Below are 17488 nucleotides of genomic sequence, written 5' to 3'. Positions count from 1 at the left end.
CTCCTTATATGCTGACTACACAATTCAGCTCTGGTTCAGTATTAATGTTATTTATTATAGATTTAGTCTGGCTGGGCTTTAAAAGTATTTCTTTAGCTGCTTATTCACTGCCGCCCTTTTTAACGAGCCGCCATATCTTTTCACGCACAGCAGTCCGAGACTCTTCATCAGATGCAGCTTCAAGCTTTCCTAACAGCGACCAGAATGCTTCTTCCAGTTCTGTGTTCTCCTTCAGCGGGGCTGTGTCACGTCGCTGTGCGTCATCAGGAGCGGGATGATCGTCGTTTTTCATGTTCCAGGCTGATTTCACTGTGGCGAATACTCCTTAACTTTTCCGGTCAGCTCCTGGGAGCGGTTATCAAAAAAAGCCCGCATTCGGCTGCGGGCAAAACTTACGAGGATTGTTCTTTGGCCGTTGCACGCACCATCCTTTGCTGTAAAAAATTCTGGATAAAAAGCTAACGTTTTCAGGCGAGGCGGAATGCATTTCCCCCGTTTCAGCCCTAATCCTCAGCCTCAAAGCCCGACGCCTGCGGGGTTTGGCGGAGCTTACAGGCCATGACCACCCGGTGGTGCCGGGGAGACGCAGAGGCCATCAGGTTGTGAATGCTGTTGCCGCTATTTTCATAAGCCATGAGTGGCAGTCGTTCCTGAAATCACACGGTCTGGAAGACAGCATGCGTCGTCGCGGTAACTGCCACGACATCGCGGTTGCAGAAAGCTTTTTCCAGCTACTGACACGCGAACGAATAAAGAAAAACATTTAAAGAACGCGCGAAGAAGCCCGCTGCGATGTTTTTGATTAAATCGATGTTTTATACCTGTAAGCGTCGGCATGGTTCGAGCGATCAGATGTCCCGGGCTGAATATGAAAATCAGTATTATTAACGGTCCGGAAGTTTCTGGATTATCCATGGCAATTCAGAACGCCTGTTTTACGCTCGGGTACGCTTTTTCAACAAGCCCGCTGGAGGCATTGCTGTTAACCTGTAAGCATGACCTACATAAAACTGTCCAGCATACTTAAAGCCGGGCGGTTTATTATCAAAAGCCAGGTTATTCCGAAGCTGCTGTTAACATATTCCTTTCCAGAATTTTATTTTTTCTTCGTATAATATGCTTTCAGCCTCATGCATGAGACCCATAAGTTTGTCCTGATAAACTGCAAGTGAACTTTCCGGATCGGCAATTCTACCCATTGGGTCAAAATTCATTTCAGATAGTTTTATTTCAATTTCGCTGCTCAAAGGTCGCATAAATATCCCTTCAAGAACCTGCCTCATCTGACTGGCAGCTTTACCACCTCCCCGATTTGCATAACTAACAATTATTGCAGGTTTCGCATTCCATTCATCATAAAGGTGATCAATCGCATTTTTGAGCGCCGCAGGATATCCAGCATTATATTGTGGGAAAACAAAAATAATTATATCACCCTCCTTGATTTTTTTACTCCAGCGGCGGGTAAGAGGCTGGACATATTGTCCGGTTGCTGGCAGATAAGGTTCATCATCAAGAGGAAGTTGCCATTTTTTTAAATCAACTATTTCAGATGATGAGTAAGCTGCAGACTGTTGAATGGTTGTAAGAATCCACTGTGATATTTGTGGCCCAACCCGACTACTGCGTACACTACCTGTAATAATTTTGATATTCATTCAGATACCTTTTAGTTAGCCAGGTAATACTTCAGGCCTAAACATTCATTGCTGAAAGCCATTAGAAAAATGAAGAACAGGAACCGGAACTGCAGTTAGGCGCGTTGATCTGCAAGGTCAGCCATAATGGAATTCATCAGAAAAAGTGGCGAGACAGAAAGAATATTTAATTATATGAAATTTATGGATAAATCCTTTAGTAAATATATTTACATAAAGTATTTTCACGCCGTCTGCGTTGTGTATTATGTGAGAGTGTCAAAGAAGTTTCTTTCGTTAAGCTGACAAACTCTTTCGCCCGTCTGCCAAAGGTATCTTGAATGATAAAGTCTGAAGCTTCCCTCTATGCTGTTAAATACAATCACCTTTCCGGACATCACATAACTGATCACTGTCATGAGGAGGCACAACTGACAATCGCAGTGAGCGGCACGGTGAGAGTGCAGACTGAGAGCGGTTGGTGGCTGGCACTTCCGGGAATGGCCATACTTATTCCCCCGGAGTTATACACCGTGCTGTTTACCCTCAACAGGCCGAACTCATAAACCTTCATTTTAATTTCGGGGCGGGAAATTCAAGGGAGCAGCAGTTAGAAATGTTCACAGTGTCCACTTTGATGCTTGAACTGGCGCGAGAAGCCTGTTTGCTTAGTTTTACCAATGTGGAGAGTCCGGAACTAAGCCTGATAAGGCAGCTAATGATATGCCAGTTAGAAAAAACGTTTCGCAGTCTAATTTCTTTATTCCAGAAGGCCAGGATAAACGCCTCCGGTTTATTACTCAAAAGTTAAAAAATACTCCTGGCTGTACGGATACGCTGAGTGAGCTTGCAGAGCAGTCATGTGCCAGCCAACGTACTATAGCCCGTCTTTTTTTAAATGAAACTGGAATGACTTTTTTAGTATGGAGAGAAAGGCTTCGGATAATTGCTGCTGTAGAAAAACTCATAGCAGGTGAGTCAGTACTTGGTACGGCTCTTGATTTGGGTTATCAAAGTGCAAGCAGTTTTACTACTGCATTTACCCGTATTGTTGGTGATCCGCCCCGTAAATATACGCGCAGATGTAAAAGTATAATGTTTGATTGTCCAATGACCTGAGTTGACATGGCGCTTACACTGACAAGTGCATTGTCTTTTAAAAAATATGAAAAAATCTTAATTTTCTCCAGAAAGCTGAAAGCGTTTTCTTCAGCTTTCTGGAATAATTATCTACAAACAATATGAAATCCATTGGGCCTTACTAATGTCGGGCTATGTTACCCATATGATTCATGAGAAACTTTCACTGAGACAGAGAAGTAACGGGGTTAATTATTTTCAAACTAGTTTAATGTTAACAAAAATAATAACTCGAAATTATTTTCGCAGTACAAAGGCGAACATTTCTTCGATAGGCAGATGCTTCTCAATATAGTTTTTAAAAGCCTGATGTGTTTTCCGGACCCATACTTCACTCTCTTCTTGTTCCAAAAAAGTCATAAGTTCCGAGTCCATGGGATCTCCTTGATAATGAGAAATAGCATGATGAAATTGACGTAATCCTTCGACCATTTTTTTATTTGACAGTAAAAAATCTATCTCATCATCTTTCATTCGAAGGTCAATCCAACAATCAACTACGACATAAAGTAAGGAATACCACGTGCTGATTCTGAGAAAAGCGGCATGTAAATCGCCAAGAGCCTCAAAAGTAAAAAGGCCGTCTTCTAAATCAATTTTAATCACATCATCGCAGACAACGACCTTGAGCGCATCAGCGGTGTACCAGTGTTTATGTAAGGCGATAATTGTTTTCATCTTTTTTCTCACTTAGTCGGAGTAATCGGAATACAGCTCTGATGACTGCTCTTTTATTATTTTTTGCCAAGTAATTAAGTCTGTCTACTTCAGTTTGAACGAAGGTTATGTTTAATCAAGGGATCATTATCTGCAAAGGCCTTAATTATCGCCTGACTGCTTCCCCGGCTTTAATGAAAATTTATACTGCCAGGTCCGCATTTTCCATGGAAGACTGAGTCAGTGAAACAGGTATGAAATAGTCGCAGTGAATTTCATAGGGGAGCATATCATGCCAGTTACCCTGATGCGTGTAGTAGCACTCTATATCCTGACCCTGCCGTCTGACCAGGCCTGCTAACGGCATACATGTACTGTAGAGCAGCAAAATAAAATTTTGTAGACCTTTCAGATCTCCCTGATAAGTAAATCTGGCGTAATCTCCTTCCTCACGGACAATGTCACCATGCCTGTTCAGATCTAACGAAAGGTATTCCTCACTGACTGCTGCACTGTAAAAAACTTGCTGTTCATCATCTCTTGTCGTACTGGCCTTTACTTCATGAAGGCCATAAATAACAGGGGGAACCTTTTTCGCTCCTTCCAGCAGCAGATACCAGAAATCACTTCGGATTTTTTCACGGTATTCTGAGACATTTTCCAGATGACAATGATAACTGGCGATATGCCCAACCAGTTTGAGATTGTCCAGTCTGACTATTTCATGCCTGGGGATCTCACTTCCACTGATGCGATAAGGCGGCTGAATACCAGCAGTGTGCCAGTTATCCATGTGACGATATCGTGCTGGCGTTTCATTAAACTGGTTCTTGAATGCCCGGGTAAATGCCGGCTGGGAGTCGAAATGATATTGCATACCAATATCTATAATGGATCTGCTGGTCATTCTCAGTGCCACCGCAGCCTTGGAAAGCCGTCTCCGCCGGGTATAAACTCCCAGAGATATTCCCGTCACATCTTTGAATATCCGCTGCATATGCCATTTTGTGTAACCGGATTTTTTTGTAATATCTTCGACTGATAATGATTCTCCCAGACGATTTTCAATCCACTCAAGCAGAACTGTTACTAATTCCTGGCTGTTTTTCGCCATTTCATATCCTCATCTGCTAAATATCAGCCGGGCATTATCCTGTCACAGACAGATTCTCCGGATGGTTACCCGATGCGGTTTTGCTCACTTTTGAAATCAATAACTTTGCAACTGCAATATCTCATGTCTGTTCTGTCTGACATGCTACTGGCTGAAATATGCGGCAATGCTAATTTATATGCTCAGGGAAAAAGCTATTATCGCATAACTAAATAAAATGCCCTGGTGTAGGCAGATTAATTGTCCGGTATAAATATTAGAATTAATATGGGTATCACTAAATTTCTGTTTAGGTCTGTTAATTACAGGTATGCAACGTCATGAAAAAAATAACTTACAGGCAATTGTCCGACAGCGGATTGACAGCCAGATCCATTCCCGCAATTCCTTATCCGTTAACTGATTTTTTCACAGTCAGCAGTTAATGTCACTGAATTTATTAACATTTCAGCTGGAATTAGTACTGATACCCAATATCCTGTTCGAGACTGAAAAATATAAGCCATATCATATCCGAAGAAAGGCCACAAAAATTCAAAGTGAAAGTTGATACGTTTGCTGACGTAATTTTTTTATTTATTAACAGTTACCTCAGGTAATGCTTAAAACATAAGGAATACCGCCAGAGGCAGGGCATAAACGGCAGTTATCCACGGTAACACTTGCTGTTTTTTAGTCACACCGTCTCCCGCTGCAGGTGATCTTGTATCAACCACCACCATGTTAATCACAATAAGAATTATGCTTAACCAGAACAGATAAACTTTAATGAGCTGATTTTTCATTGTTTTTATCCTTCACTTCTCCCGTGTCAAGGATTTCTGGAGTACTTAACACTTTATTCACTTTACACTTGGCATTCCGGATATGCTTCCGCCAGTCGGTCAATTTATTTGGCCCGTTTGCCATTTTGCAGCTTTCTGAGCCATTTCATATACCGCTTCAGGAGCTAAGTTCAGGCAGGGAAAGATTTTTCTACTCTTCTGTTAAAACTTCTGCTCTGCCTGATTACAGTGTCTCCCTGCAGGGTCGAGCGCACATACCGCCCCACCAGCCTGTAAAAGCGCCATACCTTATGGAGATACCGGGCAAATGTTTAACCGGTTCGCTGGCTGACTTCCACCGCCGTGAAATCGGCGACAAAGCGTTTCAGCAGCCGACTAAACTCAGCCTGTTCCTCGCATGGCCAGTGCATAAATACGGTGTCATAGATTTGTGCACGTACGGCATCAATTCTGTCTGTCATCGCTTTTCCTTCGGCTGTTATGTCGGCTTCATTAACTCTTTTATCCTGTGAATTTTTCTGCCGCTTCGCCAGGCCAGCTTCTTCCAGCTTTGCTACCTGACGGCTTACTGTCGAGTAATCCCGGCCAACCCTGTTAGCCAGTTCGACCACACCGATGGGGCCGAACCTGCTGATTTGCACCAGAAGAGGAAACAATGCCCGTTCAAGCTGGATACAGGACTTTTTAATCATTAAAGCATCGCGTTGCGGACGGTTAAAGGCACTCACTACAGCCAGTAATCCATCATGAAAATCTTCGTAGCTTACGAAGTTATGTGTATTTTGCACTCTTTTCATTGAAGTTCTCCAGGGATGGGAATAATGTGTACTTTACACCTAATTTTTACTACCTGAAGGAAGATAAGATATGAAAGCAGCAATTATCAATAAGGCTGGCGAATTGCCAGTGTACGGTGATTTCCCAGAACCTCAGTCAGATGACAAACATGTTGTGGTCACGGTCAAAGCTGCTGCGGTAAGTCAGCTTGCAAAATCACGTGCAGCGGGAACCCATTACAGCGCGTCCATGCAGTATCCCTTTATTACAGGAATTGACGGAGCCGGTTATCTGCTCAGCGGTGAGCCGGTTTACTTCCTGGCGTTCAACTCTCCCTGGGGTAGCATGGCTGAAAAAACGCAGATTTCGGTCAGCAGCATTGTGCCGTTGCCTGCAACACTTGATTTAGTGACAGCCGCTGCGATTGCTAATCCCGGAATGTCTTCATGGACAGCACTGACGCGCAGAGCACAACTGCGGAAAGGGGAGACCGTGCTGATCAATGGTGCAACTGGCACATCCGGCAACCTGGCGGTGCGGATCGCACGGCATCTGGGGGCTGGAAAAATCATAGCAACCGGACGCAACCGTGAGGCACTGGAAAAACTGCGCGAGGTTGGTGCTGATATCACTTTGACGCTGGACGCGCTACAGGAAGACCTGCCAGCCCTGATGAATGAAGGGATTGACGTAGTGCTGGACTATTTGTGGGGACCGAGTGCGCTTAGCATCATGACGGCGGCCGTTGCCGGCGGTGAAAAGACTGTACGCTTTGTGCAGATTGGATCCCTCAGCGGGCAGGAAATTGCTTTACCCAGTAAGCTGCTGCGATCATCAGGACTGACACTGATGGGGAGTGGACTGGGCAGTGTATCAAATGAAGAACTTATAGCTTCAATTAGTGAACTCCTGCAAGCCGCCGCTACCAGTGATTTTTCCATTCCATTCTGTACGCGCCCGTTGAGTGAAGTGAGCGATGCATGGCAGGAGGATGACAGCCGCTGTCGCACAGTTTTTACCTTATGACATGAAATTCCTGTTGCGAATGTCTGTGAAACTTTATGCAGTTATTCGCATAGCCCCTTACAGATTTAGTTGGGCATCATTGGCAACTGACTCGGGCGTGAAAAGCGGGACAAAAGCACCTGCTGGGTTTAACCAGAAGATTCATGAAGGGTCACGAGGTGAATTAACTATCACAAACGTCCGCTTTTCGCTCATAGCGGTCATGGGGGCACGGCAGGTGGCTTTGTACCAGAAGCGGACAATGCATACTTTACGATACGCCAATCAACATTGAGCATTCACAGTGGAATGGTAAGGTTGTGGCTTGTTCCCTTTCAAAAAGGCCATCGGCATGAGCAATCTGGTAAGAAAGAATTACCGTGCGTTAGGTGAAGTAAAGGCTCCTTACGTCCATTCAGTAAAGCATGGCAACACGCTCTATATTTCCGGCCTGACCGCGTTTGGCACAGCGGCCCAACATGAAGGCATTGCTGAGCAGGCTGAAGAAATATTCAGCCAAATCAGGAAAATTGTCAGCCTAGAAGAGATAGATTTTTCCGCACTAATCAAAGTGACTATATTCATCACCTCTTTTGAGGAGATCAACGGGCTACGCAACGTGCTGTACCGAAATTACGGTGATCACTTGCCAGCCAGTTCGCTCGTGGAAGTCAGCCGCCTCTTCTCACCTGACCTCTCGATAGAAATTGAGGCTATATTCGGCCTTTGATTCATTGCTCATAGCCGGATAGTGACAACTGTTCGGCTCTAACGCCGTTTTATCAAACCCTCTCTAAGACATAACGTCCGATTTTCGCTCATAGCGGACCATGTGCTCGATCAGGCAGCTTTGTTGGCATAAGCTGACAATGCCACTATACAGGGGGAACATTCCTTTGCAGACACTGAAGATTGTTCAGCGACTTCTGCCGGAAGTCTTGGCGGGCATAAAGCTTCATACCATCCGCTGGCAGGAGACAGGCATTTTGCCCGGTGCCATGCGTTACGTAAACACCATGGACGCTTCAGACACTGTTCTGGTACAGGTGACGCACGTCGAATACATGAGGCTGTCAGAGGTTTACCTGCTGCCTGGGTAAATCAGCAGACTGGCCTGATGACAACTTACTCAACGGTATGCGGGAGCATTACGCTCATATAGAACTAGAGAAGTGATGGTGGTTCATCACTTACCACCTGAGGCATAGTGCAGAGAATGTAATTTATGTTAAATGTCTAATTAGATCATGCAATTGGCCGAAGACCCAGTGAAAAACACAACGGGTCGTCCCGGCGAAGGATTTGCGGTAAATTTCTTAACAGTTACCGGCAGAGAAAAGACGGCCATAAATAATTGCTTCTTTGAAACGAACGAATGATTAATGTCAAAAGGAGCATGTCTGGCATGCTCCTTTTTTACAGGAAGGTAACAAAGAGCCAGTAATTTTAGACAGGCAGCTTTTGTTGCAGGATTTTTAGACAAAGCATTCAAAACCCGCCGTCTGGCTCACTTCATTTTATTACGAAATCGTTCAATTAAAATGATTCCCAGCTTCCCTCTGTAGCAGCCGTTTTGCCAGGTAGTCGTGGTGCCTGACGGACAGTGCTAAATTGCTGCTGAGTGGTGACCGAGACAGGAACGCTGACCGTTTGCGTACGGTTTATAGCGCTTCCTTCATTTAAGCGAAACATGCTCACAATCTCCTGCAACACTTGGGTTTGTTCCTGCATGGAGGCTGCAGCAGCCGCAGACTGTTCTACCAGAGCAGCATTTTGCTGAGTAGTCGTATCGATTTGCTCCATGGCGCAGTTGATTTGCTCAATGCCATCATTCTGTTCCCGGCTGGCTTGAGCAATTTCGTTAATCAGTTGTTCCATGCTCTGCACGTTTCTAACGATGCTCGTCATGCCCTTATCAGCCTTGTCCACTAATGTGGTGCCTGCGTTAATGCGCGATACAGATTCATCTATCAGCGTTTTGATTTCACGTGCAGCGGAAGCACTGCGTTGGGCCAGTGTGCGTACTTCACCGGCGACCACAGCAAACCCCCGGCCAGATTCACCCGCGCGAGCAGCTTCCACAGCCGCATTGAGGGCCAGTATGTTGGTCTGGAAAGCAATGCCATCGATGACAGAAATAATATTAGACATTCTGGAGGAGGATTCATAAATCTCCTTCATCCGGGTGGACACATCATTCATCAGCTCGCCATTCTCTTTTACAATGCCAGCGGTTTCAGAAACAAACTGACGTGCCTGCGCCGTGTTTGATGCGGTATTGCTGATGGTGGCGGTCAGTTCCTCGAGTGTTGCCGCTGTTTCTTCCACGCTCGCCGCCTGTTCTTCAGTGCGGGATGAGAGATCCTCGTTACCGGTGGCAATTTCATCAGCAGCCGAGGCTATGCTGTCTGATCCTGCACGCACTTTCTGCACAGTCTTACGTAGACTTTCAGTCATTTCACGCAGGGCGGCCATCAACTGCCCTAACTGATCATGAGAATCTACCCGCACATCCACGGTCAGATTACCGGCTGCCACTTCGCGCGCTATACCCACAGCAGATATCAGTGGGCGCGTAATGCTACGCGTGATAAGCAATGCAAGAAGCGAGCCCATAATTAACGCAACAATACCTACCGCCACCAGTGTCCAAACGGCAGATGTACCTGCACTCTGGATATGACCACCATTCTCATTAATGAGCCTTTGCTGGTTGTTAGCCACAGCACGAACAGCATCGGAATAAGCGCGCATAGCAGGTAGCAACTGGCTACGAATAACTTCAGCGGTCGCGTTCACATCTCCCTGAGCACTGAGTTTCAGGGCAACATTGCGCGCTGCGGTATTCCCTTTACGTGCCTCACCCACTCCCTTCATTAATTCTTTGCCGTGATCAGACGTGATCATATTTTCCAGCTTTTTTGTACCGCGCTGGCTCGCTCAGAGTTCTTCTTCATCTCCTCTGAAGCATATTGTTTAATACTTTCAGCGGGTGAGGTCATTACGACAAGGGCCAGAGCGGCGTTAGTGTCAATGATGGATAACCATTCGGTCGATAAGCGCTCCCGCACTAAATAATCATGCGTAACACTTTTTGTGGCCTGCATCATGCCGCGCAGATGCCATCCTCCAGTAATGACCATTGCAATCATCAGAATAAGTACCAGTGAAAAACCAGCACCCAGACGGGTTCCTATTCCCAGGTTATTTATTTTCATTATTTATCTCATCTAAGCCAGTTTCGTGATAATGAAGCTGATAGCCATAAAGAGTTTAGGTAGCCACAGCGGCTCATTTAGCGCCGGACGACATTCTGTAATAAGTCTGATAACGCTATGTCCGATTATTGTTATCGGTTTATGCATGGATAAGTTTATGGTTGAAGTAGAAATAGACACTTTTGAGCAGGGGTTTGCTCGAGTTGCGCTGAATATTAGAGAGGGCTTCTCAATAAAGGAATTGGGATTGGACAGCTGCCAGCAAACGACGCACTGATATAAGCGAAGCAGTCGAAAATATGTCGCTATTACGAATTAAGCTAATTGCCAGTTCGCTGTTACGGAACTTTTAGCGATGGCGGAGCAACTATGTGCATTAACATAAGCGCAGTTGAAAATGTTCAAATTATTGACAGGTAACACCTGTCAATAATAATAGAAAATATCGAGGTTAAACGGCCATTTCGCTATAACGCTCCCGGTACTCTTTCGGTGTAAAAGCGTAGACTTTTTTAAATACCGAATAAAAGTACTGCAAAGAGGGATAGCCGCACACCTGCGATATTTCATTGATCGAAAGCGATGTTGAAACCAGCAGCGATCGTGCTTTTTCTAGCTTTTCTGTATGAATTACCGCGTGGATGGTTTCTCCTGTTTCATCCTTAAAGCGTTTCTCCAGGTTAGAACGCGACATACCCACTGCATCCAGCACTTGCTCTACCTTGATTCCTTTGCAGGCATTGTAGCGAATAAAGTGCATCGCCTGGATTACCGCCGGATCAAGTAGAGAACGATAATCTGTTGAGCGTCGTTCAATAACCTTCACAGGCGGAACCAGCACGCGCTGAAGAGGAAGTTGGCGTTGGCCCAGCAGGCGATGCAGCAGTTTAGCCGCCTGATATCCCATCTGACGCGAGCCTTGAGCCACGGATGACAACGCTACCCGCGAAAGAAAGCGCGTCAGCTCTTCATTATCTATACCGATCACGCAGAGCTTTTCCGGCACCGGAATATTGAGGTGTTCACATACCTGTAACAGATGGCGCGCTCGGGCATCAGTAACGGCAATAATCCCGGTTTGTGGTGGTAATGTTTGTACCCAATCGGCCAGCCGATTTTGTGCGTGCTGCCAGTTATCTGGCGCAGTTTCCATTCCCTGATAAACCACGCCCTGATAACGCTCTTCAGCGACCAATTGTCGAAAAGCGTACTCGCGTTCCTGTGCCCAACGTTTGCCGCTGGAAACGGGCAAGCCGTAAAAGGCAAAACGGTGCACACCTTTTTCTTTCAAGTGTAAGAAGGCACTTTTAACCAGCGCGTGGTTGTCGGTAGCGATGTAATGCACTGCCGGATAATCTTCTTCCCGGTGATACGAGCCGCCGACACCGACGATAGGTACTTCAACATTTTTCAGTAACTGTTCGATCTCCCTGTCGTCAAAATCAGCAATCACACCATCGCCCAGCCACTCTTTGATATTGTCGATACGGCAACGAAAATCTTCTTCGATAAAAATATCCCAGTCGCTTTGCGAAGCCTGCAAATATTCGCCCACGCCTTCGACGACCTGTCGGTCATAAACCTTATTCGCATTGAAGAGCAGAGTGATCCGATAACGTTTCTCAAACATGGCTGTTTCCCACTGTTTATTCTGCTTTTTGAATAGCACAGTGCGCTTGTCACCAGGAATAAATTCGTCGGACATGTGATCCTCTACACGCGACGCTTGGTGGCAGAGTCCATCCAGACTGCCAACAGCAGTATCGTGCCTTTAACGATGTACTGCCAAAAGGTGGGGACATCCATCATGCTCATACCGTTATCCAGCGAAGCCATAATAAAGGCGCCCATTACCGCACCGGCCACACTCCCTATTCCACCCGCGAGACTGGTTCCCCCGATAACGCATGCAGCGATAGCATCCAGTTCTGCAATATTACCCGCCGATGGCGAACCTGCACCCAACCGTGAACTGAGAATTAACCCGGCAATGGCTACCATTAATCCGTTAATCGCAAAGACCGCTAGCTTGGTTCGCGCCACGTTAATGCCGGAAAGCCTTGCGGCATCAATGTTGCCGCCGATAGCGTAAATGCGGCGACCGAAAGCAGTACGTGTGGCAATAAACAGCCCGCCCAGCATCAGTAATGTCAAAATCAATACTGGCGTAGGCACGCCACGGTAATCGTTGAGCATCCAGATGGCACCGAGCACAATGACAGCGGTCAACGCCTGGCGTATCAGCGTGCCGGAAGCAGCAGGAAGCGATAAGCCAAGTTTTTGCCGGCGCTGACGAAGTCGCCACTGCCAAAGAACGAACAGCACCAGCCCTACCACACCAAAACCGAAGCCGATGCCTGATGGCAAATAGCTTTGCCCAATTTGCGACATTCCCGGACTGATAGGTGACACCGTTGTACCATTAGTGATGCCGACCAGAATGCCGCGGAAGGCCAGCATTCCGGCCAGAGTAACAATAAAAGAGGGAACCTTACGATAGGCGACCCACCAGCCATTCCATGCACCCAGTAACAGCCCCATCACCAGCGTTACCGCAATGGTCAAGGGCAAAGGCCAGCCGAACCAGACATCAAAAATAGCCGCCGCGCCGCCCAGCAGCCCCATCATGGAACCAACGGAAAGATCGATCTCCGCAGAGATAATGACAAACACCATGCCCACCGCCAGGATGCCGGTAATTGCTGTTTGTCTCAGCAGGTTTGAAATATTGCGTGCGCTAAGGTAAGAGCCGTCAGTGGTCCAGGTGAAAAAAGCCACAATTAACACGATGGCGAGAATCATCACGCCAACTTGTAGATTAAGCCGCGCACCCGCCCATTTTCGCGTAGGCAACGGCGTAGCGGGTTGTGTTGAATCGGTTTTAAGCATGATGTTCACTCCTGAGTGCCGCTTCCATAATTTTTTCCTGGGTCAGGTCCTGGTTTAAAAGGTCAGCTTTAATCTGCCCCTGATGCATCACCAGAACGCGATCGCTAAGACCTAACACTTCGGGAAGTTCGGATGAGATCACAATGATGGCAATCCCTTGTTGCGCCAGTTGATTGATCAGCTTGTAGATTTCATATTTTGCGCCGATATCAATACCGCGCGTTGGTTCATCAAGGATGAGAATGCGTGGGTTGAGCAACAGACATTTTGCCAGTACAGCCTTTTGCTGGTTACCGCCACTTAGCCGACCAATGGCCAACTCGGGTGAGGCGGTTTTGACCTTAAGGCGAGCCAGCGCATCCTTAATGACCTGTTGCTCTTGCGCTTCATCCAGCACTGAAAACACGCTACTGAATTGAGCCAGCGACGCGAGAGTGATGTTTTTTCCAACGCCCATCACCGGCACGATACCATCCCTTTTACGATCTTCCGGTACCATCGCAATACCGTGCGCAATGGCCTGCTGGCAGTCATTGAGGCTGACGGGTTTTCCATCAATCCAGACTTTACCTTCCCAGCGGCCTGGCCAGACACCAAACAGACACTGAACCGCTTCGGTGCGCCCGGCACCGACTAAGCCAGCAATGCCAAGAATTTCCCCGCGCCGCAGGCTAAAAGAAAGGTTATCCACCCGTTTGATGCTGCGATTGATCGGATGCCAGGCTGTCAGGTTCTCTACCCGTAAGATCTCGTCGCCGACCGGGTGCGGTTCGACGGGATAAAGCGAGGTCAACTCGCGGCCTACCATCATGGTAATGATGTCATCCTCACTCATCGCATCTGCGCGGCGTGTGCCAATATGCTGCCCGTCACGGATCACGCAGATGGTGTCAGAGATATCCTTTACTTCGTTGAGCTTGTGCGAGATGTAGACGCAGGCGATACCGTGATTGCGCAGATTACGGATAATATCCAGCAGTACCTCCGTTTCCTGTTCGGTTAACGAAGAGGTAGGTTCATCCAGAATCAGTAGGCGAACCTGCTTGTTTAGCGCCCGGGCTATCTCAACTAACTGTTGCTGACCCAGCCCCAGTTCACCCACGCGTGTCTCTGGCGAGACGTTGAGCCGCACCTGTTGCAACAGGGTCTGGCAGCGCAGCGTCATGCTGTCTACATCTAAAACGCCGCGTTGTGTCAGTTCGCTGCCGAGAAAGATGTTCTCCATTACCGTCATCTGCCGCACCAGAGCCAACTCCTGATGAATGATGACAATGCCTTTGCGTTCGGTGTCGCGGATATTAGTCGCACGCAGTTCTTCTCCGGCAAAAAAGATATGACCCTGATATTCACCGGCGGGATAAAGGCCACACAGCACCTTCATTAAGGTTGATTTGCCAGAGCCATTTTCACCACATAGCGAAATCACTTCGCCTGGCTCCAGCGTCAGCGAAATGTTATCAACGGCCTTCACAGCGCCGAAAAGTTTGGTGATGTTTTTCATTTCAAGCAGTTTGGTCATGACATCTCTCCAGGCTGCCCTGAGGAAAATCCGCCGTGTTTACGGCGGTTAACAGGATCAGAGCTCGCTCTTTTTATGGAAGCCGTCTGCGACCACCGTGCTTTCAATATTGGCTTTATCAACGGCAATTGGCTCAAGTAGCCAGGCAGGAACCTCTTTGGTGCCGTTGTTCAGCGTTGCATTGGACTTTGGTTGCTTCCCTTCTCCCAACTCCACAGCGATATTCGCCGCATTATCAGCGAGTTTGCTGATCGGTTTATAAACCGTCATGGTTTGCGTGCCGTTATTAATGCGCTTGATGGCGGCGAGATCGGCATCCTGACCAGAAATCGCGACTTTACCGGCCAGCCCTTGCGCGCTTAGTGCCTGTATTGCACCGCCTGCGGTGGCGTCATTTGAAGCGACAACAGCATCTATTTTATTGCCGTTGGCGGTCAGGGCATTTTCCATGATTTTCAACGCGTTTTCTGGCAGCCAGGCATCAACCCATTGATCACCCACAACCTTGATTTTTTTGCTATCGATCAGCGGTTTCAGCACCTTCATTTGCCCATCACGGAACAGACGTGCGTTATTATCGACCGGTGAACCACCCATCAAAAAATAATTACCTTGCGGCACGCGCTTAACCAAGCTTTGCGCCTGCATTTCACCCACTTTTTCATTATCAAATGAGATATAAAAATCGATATCAGCATTATTTATCATGCGGTCATAGGCCAGCACTTTAATTCCTTCACGTTTAGCCTCAGCAATAACGTTGCTTAATACCTGACCGTTGTAGGGAATAATAACTAAAACATCTACGCCGCGATTAATCATATTTTCAATCTGCGCCATTTGCGTTTCTTCATTGCCATTAGCGGACTGAACAAAAACTTTCGCACCAAGCGATTCCGCTTTCTTGACGAATATATCGCGATCTTTCTGCCAGCGTTCGAGACGTAAATCATCAATCGCCATGCCAATCTTCACCTCTTTTGCGAAGCCAGCATGGCTGAACAGACTGAGTGCGGCACACATCGCCAGTATGGTTTTTTCATTTTTTATGGCCCTGTAGGTTGAAGTAAGGGTAAAACCTGCCAATGCGCTAATAGGCTGATGAATTGTTATCTTTCAGTTTCATATCAGCAATTATAGATTTTCGTCTTTCTATTATGTTTTTTGGTTTATTTAAGAAAGTATGAAGTGGATCGTATTTTTCCCTTTTTCAGGCAAATTAAGTCTTTTATTTTTTCGAGGCGAATCAGAAAGAGAAAAGGTATTTCCTACCTGTATTTTGCGAGCTGACGCACATTTAATAATTATCTCAATGGCAGTGTTAAATAACGTAATTGAGCGCCAGAGATTCACTCATCACAATCATCCTCACATACCGCTGAGTATTCAGCTGTCCTATGGGTAAGGTTAAAGGAGTTAAACATGCAATCCTGGTTCGATCAGCTCGATCGCGTCCGCTATGAAGGAACGCAAAGCACTAATCCTCTGGCTTTCCGCCATTACAATCCCGAGGAACTTATTCACGGAAAACGCATGGAAGATCACCTGCGTTTCGCGGCCTGCTATTGGCACACTTTCTGCTGGAACGGGGCTGATATGTTTGGCAGTGGGGCTTTTAACCGCCCATGGCAGGGGCCGGGAGATGCGCTGGAGCAGGCGAAGCGCAAAGCCGATATCGCCTTTGAGTTTTTTCACAAGCTGAATGTGCCGTGGTACTGCTTTCATGACGTTGATGTCTCACCCGAAGGCGATTCGCTGAAAAGCTATATCGATAACTTTTCGACCATGACCGATGTGCTGGAAGAGAAGCAGGCACAGAGCGGCGTCAAACTGTTATGGGGCACCGCTAATTGTTTTACCCACCCACGCTATGCTGCTGGGGCAGCGACTAATCCCGATCCAGAGATTTTTGCCTGGGCCGCCACGCAGGTTTTTACCGCCATGAATGCGACACATCGGCTCGGCGGCGAGAACTATGTGCTGTGGGGCGGACGGGAAGGCTATGAAACCTTGCTCAACACCGACCTGCGCCAGGAGCGTGAGCAGATTGGCCGCTTTATGCAGATGGTCGTGGAGCATAAACACAAGATTGGCTTCCGGGGCACGCTGTTGATTGAGCCCAAGCCGCAGGAGCCAACTAAGCATCAGTATGATTACGATGTTGCTACGGTATACGGCTTCCTGAAGCAGTATGGCCTTGAAAAAGAGATCAAAGTTAACGTTGAGGCAAATCATGCCACGCTGGCTGGCCACTCTTTTCATCATGAGATCGCCAGTGCTATTGCTCTGGGTATTTTTGGCTCAGTCGATGCCAACCGTGGTGATCCACAGCTCGGTTGGGATACTGATCAGTTTCCTAACAGCGTGGAAGAAAATGCGCTGGTGATGTATGAAATTCTTAAGGCGGGCGGCTTCACGACAGGCGGATTGAATTTTGATGCGAAGATTCGTCGTCAGAGCATTGATAAGTATGATCTCTTTTACGGTCATATTGGTGCTATGGATACGATGGCGTTAGCACTTAAGGTGGCTGCTCGCATGATTGACGATGGCGAACTGGACCGCCGCGTAGCCCGCCGATACAGCGGCTGGAATGATGAGGTGGGCCAGAAAATCTTAAAAGGCGAGTTTTCGCTCGCTTCGCTGGCGCAATTTGCTTCGGAACATAGCCTGAATCCGCAGCCGCAAAGTGGTCGTCAGGAACAACTGGAAAATTTGGTCAATAACTATCTTTTTGCACAATAACG

General features: G+C 47.1%; 17 protein-coding genes and 1 pseudogene. 6 read left to right on the top strand and 12 right to left on the bottom strand.

The genetic code is table 11. The features are described 5' to 3' along the window. Positions 1-100: 100 nt before the first annotated feature. Positions 101-310 carry a hypothetical protein gene (locus tag KQP84_RS02495; RefSeq protein WP_215845086.1) on the bottom strand — a complete coding sequence of 70 codons (210 nt, stop codon included), beginning with the start codon at positions 308-310 and terminating at the stop codon, positions 101-103. Positions 311-623: 313 nt separating this feature from the next. On the opposite strand from KQP84_RS02495, the pseudogene KQP84_RS02490 reads away from it, so the two are divergent. After that, positions 624-888 (top strand): annotated as a pseudogene (locus KQP84_RS02490) (IS3 family transposase); the annotation flags it as partial. Positions 889-1073: 185 nt separating this feature from the next. On the opposite strand, the gene KQP84_RS02485 reads toward KQP84_RS02490, so the two are convergent. Then, positions 1074-1658, bottom strand: a complete 585-nt coding sequence (locus tag KQP84_RS02485) for an NADPH-dependent FMN reductase (RefSeq protein ID WP_215845085.1) — start codon at positions 1656-1658, stop codon at positions 1074-1076. A gap of 320 nt (positions 1659-1978) precedes the next feature. Here KQP84_RS02485 and KQP84_RS26105 point away from each other — a divergent pair, with 320 nt between their 5' ends. Together KQP84_RS26105 and KQP84_RS02475 are read left to right on the top strand one after the other, a co-directional pair. After that, positions 1979-2203 (top strand): AraC family ligand binding domain-containing protein, encoded by a 225-nt coding sequence (locus tag KQP84_RS26105; protein ID WP_215845084.1) that lies wholly within the window; start codon positions 1979-1981, stop codon positions 2201-2203. A 157-nt stretch (positions 2204-2360) separates the two neighbouring features. Next, entirely contained in the window at positions 2361-2756 is a 396-nt protein-coding gene (locus tag KQP84_RS02475; protein WP_215845083.1) for a helix-turn-helix domain-containing protein, read from the top strand. A 258-nt stretch (positions 2757-3014) separates the two neighbouring features. Here KQP84_RS02475 and KQP84_RS02470 read toward each other — a convergent pair whose 3' ends face one another. The 4 genes from KQP84_RS02470 to KQP84_RS02455 all read right to left on the bottom strand — a co-directional run bounded on the left by KQP84_RS02470 (position 3015) and on the right by KQP84_RS02455 (position 6130). Further along, positions 3015-3455, bottom strand: coding sequence for a hypothetical protein (locus KQP84_RS02470; protein ID WP_215845082.1), 441 nt, complete (start codon positions 3453-3455; stop codon positions 3015-3017). Positions 3456-3636: 181 nt separating this feature from the next. Then, on the bottom strand, positions 3637-4548 hold the full coding sequence (locus KQP84_RS02465; protein WP_215845081.1) for a helix-turn-helix domain-containing protein: 912 nt from the start codon (positions 4546-4548) through the stop codon (positions 3637-3639). A 602-nt stretch (positions 4549-5150) separates the two neighbouring features. Next, positions 5151-5333, bottom strand: a complete 183-nt coding sequence (locus tag KQP84_RS02460) for a hypothetical protein (RefSeq protein WP_215845080.1) — start codon at positions 5331-5333, stop codon at positions 5151-5153. A 311-nt stretch (positions 5334-5644) separates the two neighbouring features. Then, complete coding sequence (locus KQP84_RS02455; RefSeq protein WP_215845079.1) at positions 5645-6130, bottom strand: MarR family winged helix-turn-helix transcriptional regulator; 486 nt, start codon at positions 6128-6130, stop codon at positions 5645-5647. Between the two features lie 70 nt (positions 6131-6200). On the opposite strand from KQP84_RS02455, the gene KQP84_RS02450 reads away from it, so the two are divergent. Next, positions 6201-7136, top strand: coding sequence for a quinone oxidoreductase family protein (locus KQP84_RS02450; RefSeq protein WP_215845078.1), 936 nt, complete (start codon positions 6201-6203; stop codon positions 7134-7136). A 331-nt stretch (positions 7137-7467) separates the two neighbouring features. Next, positions 7468-7845, top strand: coding sequence for a RidA family protein (locus KQP84_RS02445; RefSeq protein WP_215845077.1), 378 nt, complete (start codon positions 7468-7470; stop codon positions 7843-7845). Positions 7846-8651: 806 nt separating this feature from the next. Here the strand turns inward: KQP84_RS02445 and KQP84_RS02440 are convergent. The 6 genes from KQP84_RS02440 to xylF form a co-directional block, all read right to left on the bottom strand. Then, positions 8652-10022 carry a methyl-accepting chemotaxis protein gene (locus tag KQP84_RS02440; RefSeq protein WP_215845076.1) on the bottom strand — a complete coding sequence of 457 codons (1371 nt, stop codon included), beginning with the start codon at positions 10020-10022 and terminating at the stop codon, positions 8652-8654. Then, positions 10019-10333 carry an MCP four helix bundle domain-containing protein gene (locus KQP84_RS02435; RefSeq protein ID WP_215845075.1) on the bottom strand — a complete coding sequence of 105 codons (315 nt, stop codon included), beginning with the start codon at positions 10331-10333 and terminating at the stop codon, positions 10019-10021. The genes KQP84_RS02440 and KQP84_RS02435 overlap by 4 nt, the downstream gene beginning before the upstream one ends. A 451-nt stretch (positions 10334-10784) precedes the next feature. Further along, positions 10785-11963, bottom strand: coding sequence for a D-xylose utilization transcriptional activator XylR (gene xylR, locus KQP84_RS02430; RefSeq protein WP_215845198.1), 1179 nt, complete (start codon positions 11961-11963; stop codon positions 10785-10787). Between the two features lie 83 nt (positions 11964-12046). Continuing rightward, a complete protein-coding gene (xylH, locus tag KQP84_RS02425; protein WP_215845074.1) occupies positions 12047-13222 on the bottom strand; it encodes a xylose ABC transporter permease XylH in 1176 nt (391 codons plus the stop codon). Beyond that, complete coding sequence (locus KQP84_RS02420; protein ID WP_215845073.1) at positions 13215-14741, bottom strand: xylose ABC transporter ATP-binding protein; 1527 nt, start codon at positions 14739-14741, stop codon at positions 13215-13217. The genes xylH and KQP84_RS02420 overlap by 8 nt, the downstream gene beginning before the upstream one ends. Positions 14742-14798: 57 nt before the next feature. Then, positions 14799-15791, bottom strand: coding sequence for a D-xylose ABC transporter substrate-binding protein (xylF, locus tag KQP84_RS02415; RefSeq protein WP_215845197.1), 993 nt, complete (start codon positions 15789-15791; stop codon positions 14799-14801). Between the two features lie 372 nt (positions 15792-16163). Between xylF and xylA the strand changes: the two genes are divergently transcribed. After that, positions 16164-17486, top strand: a complete 1323-nt coding sequence (xylA, locus tag KQP84_RS02410) for a xylose isomerase (protein WP_215845072.1) — start codon at positions 16164-16166, stop codon at positions 17484-17486. Positions 17487-17488: the final 2 nt, after the last annotated feature.

The organism is Candidatus Pantoea bituminis, from assembly GCF_018842675.1.
Lineage (GTDB): Bacteria > Pseudomonadota > Gammaproteobacteria > Enterobacterales > Enterobacteriaceae > Pantoea > Pantoea phytostimulans.
The sequence above is the reverse complement of the archived record's forward strand: the minus strand, read 5'-3'. Positions and strand labels throughout refer to the sequence as shown.